Origin of the sequence: Virgisporangium aurantiacum (genome assembly GCF_016863635.1) — a bacterium.
GTDB lineage: Bacteria > Actinomycetota > Actinomycetes > Mycobacteriales > Micromonosporaceae > Virgisporangium > Virgisporangium aurantiacum.
Window position 1 is genome coordinate 25,070 of record NZ_BOPG01000067.1, and the last position, 17,562, is coordinate 42,631.

Consider the following 17,562-nt stretch of genomic DNA (forward strand, 5'->3'; position numbering starts at 1 on the left):
GCCGATCACCGGCCGCGCATCGCGCGGAATGCACCTTTCGGCGGCCGCATGTTCTTGGGAATCGCGCCCTTGGGCAGCTGGGTGCGCGCGGCGAGGGCGGTGAGCCTCGTCTCCAGCGCGTTGACCTCTTTGCCGGTGATGGTGCGCGGCAGCTTCATGAACGTGGTGCGGATCTTCTTCAACGGAAGCTGACCCTCGTCGCTGCCGACGATGTACTCGCGCATGTCGACGGACCCGATGATCTTCGCGAGACGCCGCTTCTCCTGGCCGAGCATCGACCGGACCTTCTGCGGGTTGCCCTCGCCGAGCAGGATCAGACCGGGCCGGCCGATCACCACGTGCACCATGTCCATCGACGTGGTGCTGGCGAACGCGGGCCGCACCCGCCAGTCGCCCCGCATCGTCTGCACCACCTGGGCAGCGGCGCCGGGCTGACCCTCGTACTCGGCCATCATCGCCTTGTTGGCCCGCAGGTTCAGGACGATCATGATGCCGAGCAGCGCCATCATCACCGCGGCGATCATCCACAGCCAGCCGAACCCGAGCACGCCGAGCACCACGCCGGCCGCGAGCGGCACCAGGGATGCGACGAGCGCGAGCGGAACGAACAACTTGTCCCGCTGCGCGGTGAACTTCATCGCGACGGGAAGTTGCTTGAGACCCTGGAGGAACGACGGCTTCTCCGGCTGCGCATTCGCCATACACAGAATCCTAGATGGCCGCGGCCTCCGCGCCGACCGCAGCCCGTGCCTCAACTGCCTGGTTGTACAGCCGCCCGGCCCGGTACGACGACCGCACCAGCGGTCCGCTCATCACGCCGGCGAAGCCGATCTCCTCGGCCTCTTCCCGCAACTCCACGAACTCCTCCGGCTTGACCCACCGTTCCACCGGGTGGTGCCGGGGCGTCGGCCGCAGGTACTGGGTGATCGTCAGCAGTTCGCAGCCCGCCGAGTGCAGGTCACGCAGGGCCTGCGACACCTCGGCGCGCTCCTCGCCCATGCCCAGGATGAGGTTCGACTTCGTCACCAGCCCCGCGGCGCGGGCCCGGGTGATCACGTCGAGAGACCGCTCGTACCGGAACGCCGGCCGGATCCGCTTGAAGATCCGCGGCACGGTCTCGATGTTGTGCGCGAGAACCTCCGGAGCGGAACCGAAGACCTCACGAAGCTGCGCCGGATCGGCGTTGAAGTCCGGAATGAGAAGTTCGACCCCGCAGCCCGGAAGCAGATTGTGGATCTGGCGCACCGTCTCGGCATAGAGCCACGCGCCGCCGTCGGGAAGATCGTCGCGGGCGACGCCCGTGATCGTCGCGTACTTGAGCCCCATCTGCCGCACCGACTCGGCGACCCGGCGCGGCTCGTCGGCGTCGAACTCGGCCGGCTTGCCGGTGTCGATCTGGCAGAAGTCGCACCGGCGGGTGCACTGGTCGCCGCCGATGAGGAAGGTCGCCTCCCGGTCTTCCCAACACTCGTAGATGTTGGGACAGCCGGCCGCCTGGCAGACCGTGTGCAGACCCTCGCGCTTCACCAGCCCGTGCAGCTGCGTGAACTCCGGGCCCATCGTCGCCTTGACCTTGATCCACGGCGGCTTGCGCTCGATGGGGGTCTGCGCGTTCCGGGCCTCGATGCGCAGCATCCGGCGGCCCTCGGGGGCGGCGGAGGATGCGGCGGAAGGTGCGGCGGAGGTCACCCCGCCAGCCTACGTCGCCCGACGTTCAGAAGGATTTCAACGCGACACAGCTAACACCGGCTCGGTACCATCCCAGGTCAACGGCGACGACGGAACCGAGTAGCTCCGGGTCGCGCCAGTCGAGAGAGCCGCCGGTAGCTGGGAGGGCGGTCTGGCGTCCCGGGTGTGAAGACACTCCCGAGCCGGAGCAGTGCAAGAGGCCCGTGAATCACGGGTAAAGGTGCGGTGGTACCGCGAGGCCCCACTCGTCCGCACCCCCTGGGACGGCGTTGCAGTCGAACAGGAGGTGCCGATCATGCCGCAACGCGTCCTCTCCTCCGAACTCCCCGCCCACGTGGGCGAAACCGTGCTCCTGCGCGGCTGGGTTCATCGGCGGAGATCCCTCAAGAGCGTTTCCTTCCTGATCGTGCGCGACCGGGCCGGCCTGGCCCAGGTCGTCATGCCGGAACCGGTCGAAACACCCGAGGAATCGGCCGTCGCCGTCGTGGGTACGGTGGTCGCGAACCCGGCGGCGCCGGCGGGCGTCGAGGTGGTGAAACCCACCGTGGACGCGCTGGCAGCGGCCGAAACGCCGCCGTTCGAGCTGTTCCGCCCCGACCTGGCAGCGGGCCTGTCGACCCGGCTCGACGCCGCGCCGCTGGCGTTCCGCCACCCGGGCACCCGCACGGCACTCGAAACCGCGGCGGCCGCCACCCGAGGCTTCCGGACCGCGCTGGAGAAGAGCGGTTTCACCGAGATCTTCACGCCGAAACTGGTGGCCACGGCCACCGAGAGCGGCGCGAACGTCTTCCCGGTCGACTACTTCGGCCGCACGGCCTACCTCGCCCAGAGCCCGCAGTTCTACAAGCAGCTCATGGTCGGGGTGTTCGAGCGGGTGTTCGAGGTCGGCCCGGTGTTCCGCGCCGAGCCGCACGACACCGGCCGGCACCTGGCCCAGTACACGTCGCTCGACGCCGAGCTCGGCTTCATCGAGGACCACCGCGACGTGATGGCCGTGGTCCGGGAGGCGATCGCGGGCATGGTCGAGGCGGCGGCGCCGGGTCTGGACGTCCCGATCGACATCCCCGACATCCATTTCCCGGACGCCCTGCGCGTGGCCGGCGCCCGTCCGGACGAGCCGGACCTGTCCCCGGCCGACGAACGGGCACTGGGGGAGTGGGCCCGGCGGGAGCACGGCAGCGACTTCCTGTTCGTCACCGGCTACCCGATGGTCAAGCGCCCGTTCTACACCCATCCCGACCCGGCCGACGCACGCTGGTCGAACAGCTTCGACCTGCTGTTCCGCGGGGTCGAACTGGTCACCGGCGGCCAACGCCTGCACCGGCACGGGGACTACCTGGCCGCCCTGGCGGCCCGCGGCCAGCCGGTGGAGCCGTACCGCTCCTACGTCGACGCGTTCCGCTACGGCATCCCGCCGCACGGCGGCTTCGCGATCGGCCTGGAGCGCTTCGTGGCCCGCCTCCTGGGGCTGGCCAACGTCCGGGAGGCCACGGCGTTCCCGCGGGACCGCACCCGCCTGGAACCGTGACCTTCGCCGTTTTTGTCCGAAAGGCCCTCACTTTTCCGTAGATTGCGCCTGTGATCGGTTCACGAGGTGCGGTATTGATCGCCGTCGGCGTGGTTCTGGGAGCCGGGCTCACCGGCCCGGCTCTCGCCACGCCGGACGGCGCGTCGGGATCGCGCGCCGGGGTCCCGGGCATCGAGTCGACGCCCGACCCGGACAACTCGGCGTCGGCCCCGCCCGAGCAGCCGGTGATCACCGGCGTCGTCGAGGGGGACGGGGAGCTGACCGTCACCTGGGACCCGCCCGACGGCGACGCACCCACCAGCTACACCGTCTGGGTCGGCGGCGAGGTCCCCGACTCCGGCTGCGACGAGATCCCGGCCGGCACGCACACCTGCACCGTCGACACCGGGCTGGAGAACGAGACCTCGTACGCGGTCGAGGTCGCGGCGAACCACACCGGGACGGAACCGGCGTACAGCCAGGCCTGGTGGGCGACCCCGCGGAACACGCAGGTCACGGTGCCCGGCGCGCCGACCCTCCACGACATCGGGGTCGACGGCGACACGCTGACGCTGACCTGGGACGCGCCGGGCGACGACGGCGGCCTGGCGATCCTCGGCTACACGGTCACCACCGTGCGGTCGGGCGACGACCACCCGGTGCCGTGCGAGCAACCGCAGGGCCGCACGTCCACCACCTGCACGATCACCGGCACGGCCGGCGTCGGGTACACGGCGACCGTCACCGCGTGGAACTCCGAGGGCGAGGGCCCGGCGTCCAACGAGAAGACCGCGACGGTGGCGGCGGGCAGGCCGGGACCGCCGACCGCGTTGGTCGCGGTCGACGGCCGCGCGGTGACCGTCTCCTGGACGCCGCACGGCACCGGCGGCGCGCCGATCCAGGGCTACCTGGTGACGGTGCACCGCGAGGGTCAGCCGGGACCGGTTCCGTGCGCCGGTCAACAGGGCCAGGGCGAGTGGAGCAGCCTGTACACGGGCAGCTCGTGCACCTTCACCGGTGTACCGGGCGCGACGTACACGGCGAGCGTCAAGGCGCGCAACAGCGTCGGCACGTCCGACCTCGCGGGCACCGGCACCGGCACCGTGCCGGCCCTCGCCGGCCCGCACGACGTCGCGGCCACGCCCGGCAACGCCACGGCGACCGTGACCTGGACGGCGATCACGCCGGCCACCGGCATCACCGGCTACACCGTCACCTACACGAGGGAGGGCGGCCAGGCGCAGACCGCCCAGGTGCCGGGTGCCGCCGCGCACAGCCGCGAGCTGACCGGCCTGGAGAACGGCGCCACCTACTCGGTCACGGTGAAGGCCGTGCTCGGCGAGGGCACGGTGCGGGACAGCGCGGCCGTCCCGGTGACGCCGTCGGCGCCGGCCACGATCCCGGACACCGCGCCGGAACCCGACGACGCCCTGTCGGCGCCGGCCGGCGCGACGACGCCCGAACCGGGCGGGACCATCACGGTCAGCGGCACCGGGTTCGCCCCGAACAGCCGGGTGGAGCTGGTGATCTACTCGTCGCCGCGGAGCCTCGGCACGGCGACCACGGCGGCGGACGGGTCGTTCAGCCGGGCCGTGGTCATCCCGTCGAGCCTGAGCGGCTCCCACACGGTGACGTCGTTCGGCGTCGACCCCGACGGCGACCCGCGGGTGCTGGCGCTCGGGATCACCGTCGCCGCGGTGACGCTGGCCGCCGCCGCCGACGACAGCGGGCTCGCGGCCACCGGCGCGCCGATCGCGACGATCCTGCTGACCGGCGTCCTCCTGATCGCCGGCGGCGCGGGCACCCGGGTGGCGGCCGGCGGCGCCGCTAGCGGACGCCCAGATCGCGGATGAGCATCTTCTCCACCACCGGGAGCACATCGGCCACCGGCACGGTGCGGCCCAGCTCGGCCGAGAGGGAGGTGACGCCGGCCTCGCGGATGCCGCACGGGACGATCCGGTCGTAGGCGGTGAGGTCGCAGTCGCAGTTCAGGGCGAAGCCGTGCTGCGTGACGCCGCGGGCCACCCGGATGCCGATCGCGCCGATCTTCCGGTCGCCGCCCCTGTCGTCGGCCGGGATCCAGACGCCGCTCCAGGACGGGCCGCGGTCGGTGAACCGGGTGGTCGCGACGCCGAACTCGGCGCACACGTCGATGAGCACCTGCTCGACGCGCCGCACGTACGCGACCACGTCGACCGGGTCGGGCAGCCGCACGATGGGGTACCCGACGAGCTGGCCCGGCCCGTGCCAGGTGATCCGCCCGCCCCGGTCGACATCGATCACCTCGGATCCGTCGACGGGACGGTCGAGCGGCTGGGTGCGTTTCCCGGCGGTGTAGACGCTCGGGTGCTCCAAGAGCAGAACGGTGCCGGGCTCCGTGTCGGCGACCACACCGGCGTGGATACGCTGCTGCTCGGCCCAGGCCGTGCGGTAATCGACAAGTCCTGATCTGATGACTGCGAGGGGAACCACGGTGGTCACGTCTGCGAGCGTATCCCGGTTCCGGTGGCTGTTGCCGGCGTTGCTGGTGGTGGCGTTCCTTGCGTTAGCCGGGCCGATCGGGTCGTTGGCCGGCAGAACCGCCGAGGTCCAGGAGAACGACAACGCCGCGTACCTGCCGACCAGCGCCGAGTCGACCCAGGTCGACCGCCGGCTCGACGGGTTCGCCGGCGGCACGACGCTGCCCGCGGTGATCGTCTACACGAGGTCCGACGGCGGGGCGCTGACCGAGACGGACCGCTCGGTGGTCTCCCGCGACGTCGACGCGATCTACGCGAACCAGTTGCCCGTGCTGGCCGGCCCGCCGGTCGGCCCGGTGTTCTCCGAGGACGGCCGGGCCGCCCAGGTGATCGTCGAGTACGCCGGCGACGACCCGGAGAAGGTCCGCGGCGACATCGGCTGGGTGCGTGACCGGGTGCACGGCCACGAGGAGCTGACCGCGCACGTCACCGGCCCGGGCGGCGTGCTCGCCGACCTGCTCGTGGTGTTCGACACGATCAACGGCGTGCTGCTGGCGGTCACCGCCGGCGTGGTGCTGCTGATCCTGGTGGCCGTCTACCGCAGCCCGCTGCTGCCGCTGCTGGTGCTCGTCAGCGCCGGCGCCGCGCTGGGCCTGGCCAACGGCACCGTCTACCTGCTGGCGAAGAACGACCTGGTCACGCTCTCGGGCCAGACCCAGGGCATCCTCGACGTGCTGGTGCTCGGCGCCGGCACCGACTACGCGCTGCTGGTGGTCTCCCGCTACCGGGAGGAACTGCGCCGGCACGAGAACCGGTTCGACGCGATGCGGGTGGCCTGGCGGGCGTCGGTCGAGCCGGTCCTGGCCAGCGGCGGCACCGTCATCCTCGGCCTGCTCTGCCTGCTGATCTCCGACCTGGCGTCGAACCGCGGTCTGGGCCCGGTCGCGGGCATCGGCATCGCGTGCGCGTTGCTGTCGATGCTGGTGTTCCTGCCGGCGGTGCTGGCGCTGGCCGGCCGGGTGGTGTTCTGGCCGTTCCCACCGGCACACCGGCCGTGGTCGGCCGGGGACGCGGGCATCTGGGCGCGGGTGGCCGCGCTCGTCGGGCGGCGGTCGCGCGCGGTCTGGGCACTGACCGTCGTGGTGCTGGCCGTCCTCTCCCTCGGGCTCTTCCGGTTGGAGGCGAGCGGCATCCCGCAGACCGAGTCGTTCGTGGGGCAGACCGACTCGCAGGACGGGCAGCGGGTGCTCGGCGAGCACTTCCCGGCCGGCGCCGGCAGCCCGGCGATCATCCTCGTCCGGGCCGAGCGGTCGGAGCAGGTGGTGTTCGCCGTGCGTCGCGTCGACGGGGTCGCCGCGGTCGTCCCGTTCACCGGCACCCCCGCCGGCGACACGACGCCGGCGCCGATGATGGTCGACGGGTACGTGCGGCTCGACGTGACGCTGCGGGCGGCCCCCGACTCGCCGGCGGCCGACGCCGCGGTGCGCGAACTGCGCCGGGTGGCGCACGGGATCGCCGGCGCCGACGCGAAGGTGGGCGGGTTCACCGCGATCAACCTCGACGTGCAGGACACCGCGCGACGCGACCGCACGGTGATCATCCCGGTGGTGCTGGTCGTGGTGTTCCTGATCCTGATGCTGCTGCTGCGCTCGGTGGTGGCGCCGGTGCTGCTGATCGCCACCGTGGTGCTGTCGTTCCTGGCCACGCTCGGCGTCAGCGGCGTGATGTTCCGCGACGTGCTCGGCTTCGCCGGCGCCGACTCGTCGTATCCGCTGTTCGCGTTCGTGTTCCTGGTGGCACTCGGCATCGACTACAACATCTTCCTGATGACCCGCATCCGTGAGGAGGCCGGCCGCCGCGGTCACCGCGAGGGGACGCTGCTGGGGCTGTCCGTCACCGGCGGCGTGATCACCTCGGCGGGCGTCGTGCTGGCGGCCACGTTCGCGGCGTTGGGCGTGCTGCCGCTGGTGTTCCTCGCCGAACTGGCGTTCACAGTGGCGTTCGGCGTCCTGCTCGACACGCTGATCGTCCGCTCGTTGCTGGTGCCCGCGGTGACGGTCGAGCTGGGCCGCTGGGCGTGGTGGCCGGGCCGGCTGTCGAACGCCCCGGTGCGGCGCGCGCGGCTAGCGCTGGAAGGCGGCCGCCACAGCCGAGCCGACGGTGCGGTCAGCGAAAGCAAAGCCGTGTTCGGACAGCACCGCCGGTAGGGCCCGCTGGCTCATCAGCATCTCGGTGGCGAACTCGGTGCCGGCGACGACGTTCAGCGCGATCTTCGGCACCGGGAACACCGCCGGCCGGTGCAGCTGCCGACCGAGGGCCGTGGCGAGTTCCTTCCACCGCGCCGGTTCCGGCCCGGCGAGGATGACCGGACCGGCGATGTCGTCGCGCTCGACGAGGAACTCCATGGCGGCCAGGCAGTCGCGCATCGAGATCCACGGCACCCAGCTCCGGCCGTTGCCCAACGGCCCGCCGACGCCGAGCCGGAACGGCAGCAGCAGCGGCTGCAGCACGCCGCCCGCCGGGTGCAGCGGCAGGCCGGTGCGCATGAGCACCACCCGCCGGCCGGCGACGCGTGCGGGCGCCGTCGCGGCCTCCCAGGCACGCGTCATCTCGCTGAGAAAACCCTCGCCGGGGTCGTCGGCCTCGGTGAGGACGCGGTCGTGCCCGTCGCCGAAGTAGTGGATGCCCGACATGCTGAGCAACGCGATCGGCTCGGCGTGCGCGGCGACCGCCTTCGCCAGCGTGCCGGTGGCCGAGGTGCGGCTCCCGATCAGTTCCCGCTTGTAGTCGGCGCTCCACCGCTTGTCGCCGATGTTGGCGCCGGACAGGTTCACCACCGCGCCGACGCCGTCCAATGTGGACGGATCGAGCGTGCCGGTCGACGGGTCCCACCGACGCTCGTCGGCTCCGGCTGGCCCGGGAGCCGGCTCGCGCCGGACCAGCCGCACGACGTCGTGCCCGGCTTCCCGGAGCCGGGTGACCAACCGGGTGCCCAGGAAGCCGGACGCCCCGGCGGTCAGTACCCGCATGTTTCTGTTACGCCTCGCCTTTGATTAAGCAAGGCCGACTTCGGCCTCGAACGCGCCGGCCTCCAGGCGCTCCTTGATCGTGACCAGGAACCGGGCCGCCTCGGCACCGTCGACCAGCCGGTGGTCGTACGACAGCGCGAAGTAGACCATCGACCGCGGCACGATCACGTCGCCGAGCGTCGGGTCGTTGATCACGACCGGCCGCTTCACGACCGCACCGGTGCCGAGGATCGCCACCTGCGGCTGGTTGATGATCGGGGTGTCGAACAGCGCGCCGCGGCTGCCGGTGTTGGTCAGCGTGAGCGTGCCGCCGGACACGTCGTCGGGCTCCAGCTTGCGGTTGCGGGTGCGCTCGGCCAGGTCGGCGATCCGCTTGGCGATGCCGACAAGGTTCAGCTCACCGGCGTTGCGGATCACCGGGACGACGAGACCGTTCTCGGTGTCGACCGCCATCCCGAGGTTCTCCGTCGCGTGGTACGTCACCGTGCCCTCGTCGGAGTTGATCGTGGCGTTGACGACCGGGTGGACCTTCATCGCCTCGATCGTCGCCAGCGCGAAGAACGGCAGGAACGACAGCTTCACGCCGTTGGTGGCGAGGAAGTCGCGCTTCGCCCGCTCGCGCAGCTGGGCGACCTTCGTGACGTCGATCTCCACCACGGAGGTGAGCTGCGCCGAGACCTGCAGCGACTCGACCATCCGCTTGGCGATGAGCGCCCGGAGCCGGGTCATCTTCTCGGTCTTGCCGCGCAGCGCGCTCGCCTCGGCGGTCGGCGCCTTCGGCGCGGCGGGCGCGGCCTTCGCGGCGGCCGGCTGGGCCGGCCGGCTGGCTGCCGCCTTCGCCTTCTCGGCGGCCTCGAGCACGTCCTGCTTGCGGATGCGGCCGCCGACCCCGGTGCCGGTCAGCGCGGCCAGGTCGACGCCGTGCTCGCTGGCGAGCTTGCGCACCAACGGGGTGGCGTACTTGGCCGACTCGGCGGCCGACTGGCCACCGTTGCCCTCCGCCTTGGCGGGAGCGGGCTGCTGCCCGGAGCTCTCGACCTTGGGCGCGGCCTGGGTCTCCACCTTCGCGACGGGCTCGGGCTTCGGCTCGGGCTTCGGCTCCGGCTTCGCCTCGGCCTTGGCGGGCTCGGGCTTGGGCTCTTCCTTTGCCGGTTCGGCCTGCGCGGCCTCCTTGGACGGGGTCGACTCGGGCTCGGCGCCGCCACCGGCGGCATCCCCGGAGCCGATGATCGCGAGATCGGCGCCGACCTCGACGGTCTCGTCCTCCTGGACCTTGATCTCCAGCAGCGTGCCGGCCACCGGCGACGGGATCTCCGTGTCGACCTTGTCGGTGGAGACCTCCAGCAGCGGCTCGTCGGCCTCGACGGTGTCGCCGACCGACTTCAGCCACCGGGTGACCGTGCCCTCGGTGACGCTCTCACCGAGCGCGGGCATCTTGATCGGGGTCCCCGAACCGCCGTCCTGCTTCTTCGCCGGCGCGGCCTCGGCCTTCACGGGCTCCGGCTCGGGCTCGGGCTCCGGTTCCGCCTGGGCCTCCGGCTCGGGCTCGGCTTCCGGCTCGGCTTCCTGCTCCGGCTGGGCTTCGGCTTCCTGCGCGGGAGCGCTGCTCCCCGCGTCACCGGAATCTTCACCCTCACCGGCGATCACCGCGAGTTCCGAACCGACCTCGGCCGTCTCGTCCTCGGCCACGACGATTCGCTGCAGCACCCCGGCGGCGGGTGACGGGATCTCGGTGTCGACCTTGTCGGTGGAGACCTCGAGCAACGGCTCGTCGGCCTCGACGTGGTCACCCTCCTGCTTCAACCAGCGGGTGACGGTGCCCTCGGTGACGCTCTCGCCGAGCCGGGGCATGGTGACCGATACCGGCATGTCGTTCTCGCTCCTTCTAACCGTGGACGTGCAGCGGCTTGCCGGCCAGGGCGAGGAAGGCCTCACCCAGTGCCTCGGACTGGGTCGGGTGACCGTGGACGAGGGCGGCGACGTCGGCCGGGTACGCCTCCCAGTTGTAGATCAGCTGAGCCTCGCCGACCAGTTCGCTGACGCGGCTGCCGACCATGTGGATGCCGACGACCGGCCCCTCGGGCGCGCGCACGAGCTTCACGAAGCCCTGGGTCTTGAGGATCTGGCTCTTGCCGTTGCCGGCCAGGTCGTAGGTGAACGTCTCCACCTTGTCGCCGTACACCTCGCGGGCCTTCGCCTCGTTGAGACCCATCGACGCGACCTCCGGGTCGCAGTAGGTCACCCGCGGGATGCCGTTCTCGTCGATGACCGGCGGGTTCAGCCCGGCGATCTCCTCGGCCACGAAGATGCCCTGCTGGAAACCGCGGTGGGCGAGCTGGAGGCCGGGCACGATGTCGCCGACGGCGTACACGTTCGGCACGCCGGTGCGCAGCCGCTCGTCGGTGATGACGAAACCGCGGTCGAGTTTGACGCCCTGCTCCTCGTACCCGAGGTTCGCGGTGACCGGGCCGCGGCCGACCGCCACCAGCAGGACCTCGGCCTCGAGCGTCTCGCCGCCCTTGAGCGTGACCTTGACGCCGTTGCCGGTGTGCTCGACCTGCTCGAACGGCTTGCCGACCTTGAACGCGATCTTGCGCTTGCGGAACGCCCGCTCGACCATCTTCGACGACGCCTCGTCCTCGACCGCCAGCAGCCGGGGGAGCGCCTCGACGATCGTCACGTCGACGCCGAGCGACTTCCAGGCGCTCGCGAACTCGCAGCCGATCACGCCGCCGCCGAGCACGATCGCGCTTGCCGGCGCGGTGTCGAGGCTCAGCGCGTGCTCGGAGGTGATGACCTTCGTGCCGTCGATCTCCAGGCCGGGCAGCGACTTCGAGTAGGAGCCGGTGGCCAGCACGATGTGGCGGCCCTCGTAGCGGGTTCCGTTCACCTCGACGGCGTTCGGCGCGACGAGCTTTCCTTCGCCCTCGACGTAGGTGATCTTGTGCGCCTTGACCAGGCCCTGCAGGCCCTTGTACAGGCGGGAGACCACGCCGTCCTTGTAGGCGTTCACCGCCTTGAAGTCGACGCCGTTGAAGGTGGCCTGCACGCCGAAGGACTCCGCCTCGCGCGTGTTGTCGGCGACCTCACCGGCGTGCAGCAGCGCCTTGGTGGGGATGCAGCCACGGTGCAGGCACGTGCCGCCGACCTTGTCCTTCTCGACGAGAAGGACGGACAGGCCGAGCTCGGTGGCCCGGAACGCGGTGGCGTAACCACCGCTGCCGCCACCCAGAACGACGACATCGTGACTGGAAGTCTCGCTCACGTCATTACTCCAAAGGTCGAGGTGCGCCCGGCACGCGGGTCACGCTTCATACCGGGCACGCTCCAAGGCGAGGTCACAGGGCGCGCCAGGGGTGATAGGCGGGCCCGACGATCCTTCGTCATCTTGTCACTCTGTGCGGCCGGGTGCGAAGCGAGGTGCCTAAGGACACCGAGATTCCAGGTTTTCCCCGTACCCTGGGCGCCATTCACACCCGAGGAGGAGTCGTGGGTCTGTTCCGGCGCCGGCGGCCGGCTCCGGCCGGTGGTCGGTCCGCGTCCCGTGAGGACATGGACCACCTGGCCGAGTTCGTCCGCTCCCGCCAGGGGGTGGAGGCGTACCTCGAACCCCGCACGGCCGTCACCGAGAACACGGTGATCCTGATCGCGCACGACGGCGAGTGGACCAGGCGGCGGGTGGCCAGCCCGGCCGCGGCCCGCCAGTTCGCGGCCAAGCAGGGGATTCCGGTGTACGACACCGCTCTGGTCGGCTACCCGAACCGCATGCGCGAGTACAACCGCCGCCACAAGGACTAACCGTCGGCCGCGATGTCCTCGGCCAGCTCGATCAGCGTGCGCACCGGCACGCCGGTGCCGCCCTTGGGCAGGTAGCCCGTCGGCTCGCCGGCGTTGTACGCCGGCCCGGCGATGTCGAGGTGTGCCCACGGCAGGTCGTCGGGCATGAAGTGGCTCAGGAACACGCCGCCCTGCAGCATGTGCCCGGCCCGATCCATGCCCGCGTTGACCTGCGAGATGTCGGCGACCTCGGAGTCCATGCCCTTGCGCACGTCGTCGGGCATCGGCATCGGCCAGGCCGGCTCGCCGACGCGGGCGCCGATGTCGCGGACGCGGTTGCAGAACTCCTCGGTACCCATGAGCCCCGACACCCGCTTGCCCAGCGCGATGACCTGCCCGCCGGTGAGCGTCGACGTCTCCAGCAGGTAGTCGGTGCCGTCCTCGATCGCGCGGGACATCGCGTCGGCGAGAACCATCCGGCCCTCGGCGTCGGTGTTGAGGACCTCGACGCGCGTGCCGTCGCGCATGGTCACGACGTCGCCGGGGCGGTACGACGTCCCCGAGGGCATGTTCTCGGCGATCGGGATGTACGCCGTCACGTTGACCTTCGGCCCGAGCGCCGCGAGCGCGAGCGTCGCCGCGGCCACCGCGGCCGCCCCCGACATGTCGCTCTTCATCTCCCACATGTTCGCGGCTGGCTTGATCGAGACGCCGCCGGTGTCGAACGTGATGCCCTTGCCGACGAGCGCCAGCCGCGTCTTCGCCCCGCGCGCCGTGTAGGCCAGCCGCACGAACCGCGGCGGCGCCGCCGAGCCCTGCCCCACGGCGAGGATGCCGCCGTAGCCGCCCTTCTTCAGCGCCTTCTCGTCGAGCACCTCGACGTCGAGCCCGGCCTTGCCGGCCACCGCGGCGATCGCGTCGGCGAACGAGGGCGGGCGCAGTTCGTTGGGCGCGGTGTTGATCCAGTCGCGGGCCTGCGCCACCGCCTGGGTGACCGTGGTCGCGCGCTTGAGCTCGGCCCGGGCCGTTCTCGCCGGGCTGCCCTCGGCGTCGACGACCGAGACGGTGCGGACGGCGTCCCGCCGGCCGGCCTGCGGCCGGGTGCGGTAGCCGGCGAACCGGTAGGCGCCGAGCAGAGCTCCCTCGGCCACCGCGCGCAGCGACCCGGGCAGCGCCAGCACGATCCGGTCGGAGCCGGCGAGCGCACGGGTGGCCGCGCCCGCGGCCCGGCGCAGGGTCTCGGCCGGCACCTCGTCGCCCGTCGCGCCGTCGCCCGTCGCGCCGTCGCCCGTCGCGCCGTCGCCCGTCGCGCCGTCGCCCTTCGTGCCCAGGCCGACCGCGACGAGCACCGGTGCCTTGATGGCGCCGAACGTGGCGAGCTTCGTGACCTCGCCGGCCGAGCCGGTGGCACCGAGCCGCGTGAGGGCGTCGACGAGACCCCCGTTGAGGGCCGCCGACACCGCCTCGGCGCCGGGCGCGAGCACGGGAGCCCCGTCGCCGTCGTCGTAGACGCCGACGACGACCGCGTCGACGGCTGCGGTGGCCGGGTCGCCGTCGGCCAGGTTGAGCGTTGTCACGGCTGATTCTCCCCGTGTCGGGTTCTGGGACGTATGCCGGATCGGATCATGATATTGGGACCGATGCTAAGGCCTGTTTGGCGGGGTCCGCTGTGGTTGCGGGTTTGTCCAACAGTCCGGGGTGTGCGTCGTCGTCGTTCCGGCGTGGTCCTGGCCTTTGCGGGCCGGGTCTCATCCGGGGTTGTCGGGTGCACCGGGCCACATCCCGGCGCCGAGTGGCAAGGATGGGTGGCTCGTACCGGCAATTCGCCGAGCACGCCGCCGCCGTCCTCTCCGGCCAGTGTGGCCGGTGGGGCGGTGCTGCGTTGCGGCCGCCGGGGCCGGGCACCGGTGCGGTGCCGGTCGGGGCGGTGGGTTCCGGTTGACTCGGTCAGGGCTCCTTGCAGCCCTTCATCAAGAGCGCGGTTGATCGTTGCGACGCCGTAGTGGTCGAGGGTGATGCGGGCGGCGGTCCAGTCGACGCGGGCAGTGTCGGGTCGGGCCGGATCGGTGAGGGTGGTGTGGGCGCCGATGAGGGCAGCGACCAGATCGCGGTCGCCGGCCAGACCGCATTCCGGGCAGTGGTGGCGGCGCTCGCGCAGGTGTTTGGGTGTGCGTCGCCCGCACAGACAGTGTTGGCTCCAGGCGGTGTGCCAGGTACCTGCACGTACCAGCCCCACGCGGATGTGCATGCCCGCGTCCGCAGTCGAGTTGGGGGTGGTGTGTGCCCTGTCGAGATGTTGGCGGCGTAGGGCGGTGACGGCTTCGGTCTCGTGCTTGAGGGCGTTGAGGAGCATGCCGGGGGTGAAGATGTGGAGCCGGCGGCCCCACCGGCGGGCCCAGTTTCGGATGTCGCTGTCTTCGACGGTCAGGTCCGGGCCGTGGACGGCGACCAGAGCCGCGGCGGTGGTGCGGGCGCGGGTACGCCCTGCGGCGGTCCGAGCCGCGCCGTTCACGGCGACCCGGCCGCGGAGGGATCGATAGGTGTTGGACAGGTCATCACGCCGATACGCCCTCACCGGGACACCGGCGGTGTCGACCAGGCGTGGCCCGCCGGGCACCATGACCTGCACCGCTGCCAGACCAGCGGCGTGGCGGCGGTCGGCCCGGCGCTGCTGCCGTTTCGACAGCCGATACTGGGTGGGGTTCGAGGCGCGACGGGATCGCTGCAACGCCCGGTTACGGCGCCGTTGCCGCAATCGCTCGACGGTCAGCGCCTCATCCGGCTGCCTGGCGCAGGCCACCCGCGACGCCATCAACCCGCTCGCACGCTCACCTGGATCGGGGTCGGAGTCGGTGGGGAGGGAGACGACAGACAGGTTGGAGACGTTGACGTCGACGCCGCCGCGGCGCTTGATCTGGCCGGCGGTCTGCCGGCGGGTAAGCACCGCGGCCGAGGTGTGACCGGTGCCGAGGATCATCAGATGTGCCTCGTACCGCCACCCACCCGGGGCCGCCGGATCGTGGTGGCGGACCAGATCGATCTTGTGCCACCGCTGCGGGTCGCCCAGATAGTGATCCAGGACCGGTCGACGACCTGGCCCCTGCGGCAGGCGCACCGGCAGGACCAGGTCCCGATCGCCGATACCGGCCAGGACGACGGCCAGCGGTCCGTCATGGTCCCACCACGACCGCACCGGCAGCCCCGCCGCAGTAGTGGCCCGCACGGCCGGCATCCGCCGGGGCTGCCACAATCGATCATCGCCGGTTCCGCCACCACCGCCGGTCGGAACGCTGTGCCCGAAGGCGGCCAGGTGGCCGTCCAACGAGCCGACCAGCCGAAATGATTCCCACTTCCGCGGTCGGGTATGTGAACGAGCCCGACCCGGGATCGTCCGGAAGTCCCACCACCTCCCAGGACGCGGTCGACCTTGCCGCCGCCCCGACCGGTCCGCGAACAGATGTCGCTCCGTGGACTCCCACACCCCGTCAGCCAGATGCATCGCCAACGCCTTCGTCAGGTGCCGCCGCAGGTGCGTCGCTCCGTCCAGATGCCTGTACGCGGCCCGTTCCAGCCCGCCCCGGGACAACCCCAACCGGTCGCGTACCGCCGCCGAGCCACCGGTTGCGGTCCTTGCCCTGTGCGCGGCCCAGTAGGCGTCGACTCGGGATCGGGCATCGCGCTGTACCGCCCGCCGCACCGAGAACGCCGCCGAATACAGCCGCTCCACCTGACGACGAGTTCGGGGATCATGCACATCCACCGGCAACCGGAACACCGAGACCGGACCATCCTGACGCCACAACGGCGCCTTGCCTGGTCCTCGATGCCTGACCCCCGTCACACATCGAACCTAACCACCATCCGAGCATCGCCACCTGCCGAACACGCCGTTGCGGCGTGCGGGGGTAGCCGATCCACGTCGGACGCGGGTGGTCGGCCACCGGCGGCCGACCACACCGAAGAGCGGTATGTTCCCACCCATGACATCGCCGGTGCGGCAATCCCCGCTACATGACCGCCACGAGTCGTTGCGGGCGAAGTTCTCCCGCTTCGGCGGGTGGGACATGCCGCTGGAGTATGCCGGCGGCGGTGTCCTGAAGGAGCACGCGGCGGTCCGGGAGGGCGTGGGCGTCTTCGACGTGACGCACCTGGGCAAGGTGTCGGTCCGCGGGCCCGGCGCGGCCGACTTCCTCAACCGGTGCCTCACCAACGACCTCGACCGCATCGGTACCGGCCAGGCCCAGTACACGATGTGCTGCGACGACGCGACCGGTGGCGTGGTCGACGACCTGATCGCCTACCGCTTCGGCGACGACGACGTGTTCCTGGTGCCGAACGCGGCCAACACCGCCGGCCTCCTCGACCGGCTGCAGCAGGCGGCGCCCCCGCTGGTGACGGTGCTCGGCCAGCACCAGGACTACGTGGTGCTCGCCGTGCAGGGCCCCGGCTCGCCGGCCGCGCTGGCGGCGCTCGGCCTGCCGAACGACCACGATTACATGCGGTTCCAGGTCGCCCGGTTCGAGGGCGCGGACGTCACGGTGTGCCGCACCGGCTACACCGGCGAGCGCGGCTACGAGCTGATCGCCCCGAACGCCGCCGCGCCGGCGCTGTGGGACGCGCTGATCGCCGCCGACGTGCGTCCGTGCGGCCTGGGTGCCCGCGACACCCTGCGCACCGAGATGGGCTACGCCCTCCACGGGCAGGACCTGTCGCCGTCCATCACGCCGGTGATGGCCCGGTCGGGCTGGGCGGTCGGCTGGAAGAAGGAGCGCTTCTGGGGCAAGGAGGCGCTGGAGCAGGAGAAGGCCGGCGGTGCCCGGCGCACGATGTGGGGCCTGGAGGCGCTCGACCGGGCGATCCCGCGTCCGCACATGATCGTGCTCCGGCAGGGCGTGCCCGCCGGCGAGGTCACCAGCGGCACGTTCTCGCCGACCCGCCGGCTCGGGATCGCGCTGGCCCTGCTGCAGGAGGACTACGACTGGCACGAGGGTGTCGAGGTCGAGGTCGACGTGCGCGGACGCCGGGCGCCGATGAAGGTCGTCAAGCCGCCCTTCGTGGCGAACCACACCCGGTAGGACGGCACCGCGCCGGGCACGGTGCC

Annotated in this window: 14 protein-coding genes; 6 read left to right on the forward strand and 8 right to left on the reverse strand. The window is 71.7% G+C overall.

Annotated elements, in window-relative coordinates; genetic code table 11:
• Positions 1 to 5: 5 nt before the first annotated feature.
• Positions 6 to 701 carry a DUF4191 domain-containing protein gene (locus tag Vau01_RS44905; RefSeq protein ID WP_204006435.1) on the reverse strand — a complete coding sequence of 232 codons (696 nt, stop codon included), beginning with the start codon at positions 699 to 701 and terminating at the stop codon, positions 6 to 8.
• Between the two features lie 10 nt (positions 702 to 711).
• The gene (gene lipA, locus Vau01_RS44910) at positions 712 to 1,635 is read right to left on the reverse strand and encodes a lipoyl synthase (RefSeq protein WP_239152367.1); all 924 of its coding nucleotides are present in this window, start codon (positions 1,633 to 1,635) and stop codon (positions 712 to 714) included.
• A 349-nt stretch (positions 1,636 to 1,984) separates the two neighbouring features.
• Here lipA and aspS point away from each other — a divergent pair, with 349 nt between their 5' ends.
• Complete coding sequence (gene aspS, locus Vau01_RS44915; RefSeq protein ID WP_204006439.1) at positions 1,985 to 3,217, forward strand: aspartate--tRNA(Asn) ligase; 1,233 nt, start codon at positions 1,985 to 1,987, stop codon at positions 3,215 to 3,217.
• 50 nt (positions 3,218 to 3,267) lie between these two features.
• Entirely contained in the window at positions 3,268 to 5,049 is a 1,782-nt protein-coding gene (locus Vau01_RS44920) for a fibronectin type III domain-containing protein (RefSeq protein WP_204006441.1), read from the forward strand.
• Here Vau01_RS44920 and lipB read toward each other — a convergent pair.
• Entirely contained in the window at positions 5,024 to 5,677 is a 654-nt protein-coding gene (lipB, locus tag Vau01_RS44925) for a lipoyl(octanoyl) transferase LipB (protein ID WP_204006443.1), read from the reverse strand. The genes Vau01_RS44920 and lipB overlap by 26 nt on opposite strands.
• Between lipB and Vau01_RS44930 the strand changes: the two genes are divergently transcribed.
• Complete coding sequence (locus tag Vau01_RS44930) at positions 5,670 to 7,862, forward strand: MMPL family transporter (RefSeq protein WP_239152355.1); 2,193 nt, start codon at positions 5,670 to 5,672, stop codon at positions 7,860 to 7,862. The genes lipB and Vau01_RS44930 overlap by 8 nt on opposite strands.
• On the opposite strand, the gene Vau01_RS44935 is transcribed toward Vau01_RS44930, so the two are convergent.
• From Vau01_RS44935 to lpdA, 3 genes are read right to left on the reverse strand one after another with little or no spacing between them, the layout of a single operon-like run.
• A complete protein-coding gene (locus tag Vau01_RS44935) occupies positions 7,779 to 8,684 on the reverse strand; it encodes a TIGR01777 family oxidoreductase (RefSeq protein ID WP_204006447.1) in 906 nt (301 codons plus the stop codon). The two genes, Vau01_RS44930 and Vau01_RS44935, sit on opposite strands and share 84 nt — an antisense overlap.
• Positions 8,685 to 8,708: 24 nt before the next feature.
• Positions 8,709 to 10,553 carry a 2-oxoglutarate dehydrogenase, E2 component, dihydrolipoamide succinyltransferase gene (sucB, locus tag Vau01_RS44940; RefSeq protein WP_204006449.1) on the reverse strand — a complete coding sequence of 615 codons (1,845 nt, stop codon included), beginning with the start codon at positions 10,551 to 10,553 and terminating at the stop codon, positions 8,709 to 8,711.
• A 16-nt stretch (positions 10,554 to 10,569) separates the two neighbouring features.
• On the reverse strand, positions 10,570 to 11,949 hold the full coding sequence (lpdA, locus tag Vau01_RS44945; RefSeq protein WP_204006451.1) for a dihydrolipoyl dehydrogenase: 1,380 nt from the start codon (positions 11,947 to 11,949) through the stop codon (positions 10,570 to 10,572).
• Between the two features lie 173 nt (positions 11,950 to 12,122).
• On the opposite strand from lpdA, the gene Vau01_RS44950 reads away from it, so the two are divergent.
• Positions 12,123 to 12,482: a hypothetical protein gene (locus tag Vau01_RS44950; RefSeq protein ID WP_373320402.1), complete on the forward strand. Its 360-nt coding sequence runs from the start codon at positions 12,123 to 12,125 to the stop codon at positions 12,480 to 12,482.
• Here Vau01_RS44950 and Vau01_RS44955 read toward each other — a convergent pair.
• Both Vau01_RS44955 and Vau01_RS44960 read right to left on the reverse strand, forming a co-directional pair.
• Entirely contained in the window at positions 12,479 to 14,038 is a 1,560-nt protein-coding gene (locus tag Vau01_RS44955; protein WP_204006456.1) for a leucyl aminopeptidase, read from the reverse strand. The two genes, Vau01_RS44950 and Vau01_RS44955, sit on opposite strands and share 4 nt — an antisense overlap.
• Positions 14,035 to 15,438 carry a zinc ribbon domain-containing protein gene (locus tag Vau01_RS44960; protein WP_204006457.1) on the reverse strand — a complete coding sequence of 468 codons (1,404 nt, stop codon included), beginning with the start codon at positions 15,436 to 15,438 and terminating at the stop codon, positions 14,035 to 14,037. The genes Vau01_RS44955 and Vau01_RS44960 overlap by 4 nt, the downstream gene beginning before the upstream one ends.
• A 3-nt stretch (positions 15,439 to 15,441) precedes the next feature.
• Between Vau01_RS44960 and Vau01_RS44965 the strand changes: the two genes are divergently transcribed.
• On the forward strand, positions 15,442 to 15,804 hold the full coding sequence (locus tag Vau01_RS44965; RefSeq protein ID WP_204006458.1) for a hypothetical protein: 363 nt from the start codon (positions 15,442 to 15,444) through the stop codon (positions 15,802 to 15,804).
• Between the two features lie 637 nt (positions 15,805 to 16,441).
• Positions 16,442 to 17,536 (forward strand): glycine cleavage system aminomethyltransferase GcvT, encoded by a 1,095-nt coding sequence (gene gcvT, locus Vau01_RS44970; RefSeq protein ID WP_204006459.1) that lies wholly within the window; start codon positions 16,442 to 16,444, stop codon positions 17,534 to 17,536.
• Positions 17,537 to 17,562: the final 26 nt, after the last annotated feature.

Bases quoted from the DNA above. Each gene is read 5' to 3' on its own strand.
- Vau01_RS44935 (WP_204006447.1), bottom strand. From the start codon at position 8,684: ATGCGGGTACTGACCGCCGGGGCGTCCGGCTTCCTGGGCACCCGGTTG.
- Vau01_RS44905 (WP_204006435.1), bottom strand. From the start codon at position 701: ATGGCGAATGCGCAGCCGGAGAAGCCGTCGTTCCTCCAGGGTCTCAAG.
- lipA (WP_239152367.1), bottom strand. From the start codon at position 1,635: ATGCTGCGCATCGAGGCCCGGAACGCGCAGACCCCCATCGAGCGCAAG.
- gcvT (WP_204006459.1), top strand. From the start codon at position 16,442: ATGACATCGCCGGTGCGGCAATCCCCGCTACATGACCGCCACGAGTCG.
- Vau01_RS44960 (WP_204006457.1), bottom strand. From the start codon at position 15,438: ATGATCCTCGGCACCGGTCACACCTCGGCCGCGGTGCTTACCCGCCGG.
- sucB (WP_204006449.1), bottom strand. From the start codon at position 10,553: ATGCCGGTATCGGTCACCATGCCCCGGCTCGGCGAGAGCGTCACCGAG.
- Vau01_RS44965 (WP_204006458.1), top strand. From the start codon at position 15,442: ATGTGCCTCGTACCGCCACCCACCCGGGGCCGCCGGATCGTGGTGGCG.
- aspS (WP_204006439.1), top strand. From the start codon at position 1,985: ATGCCGCAACGCGTCCTCTCCTCCGAACTCCCCGCCCACGTGGGCGAA.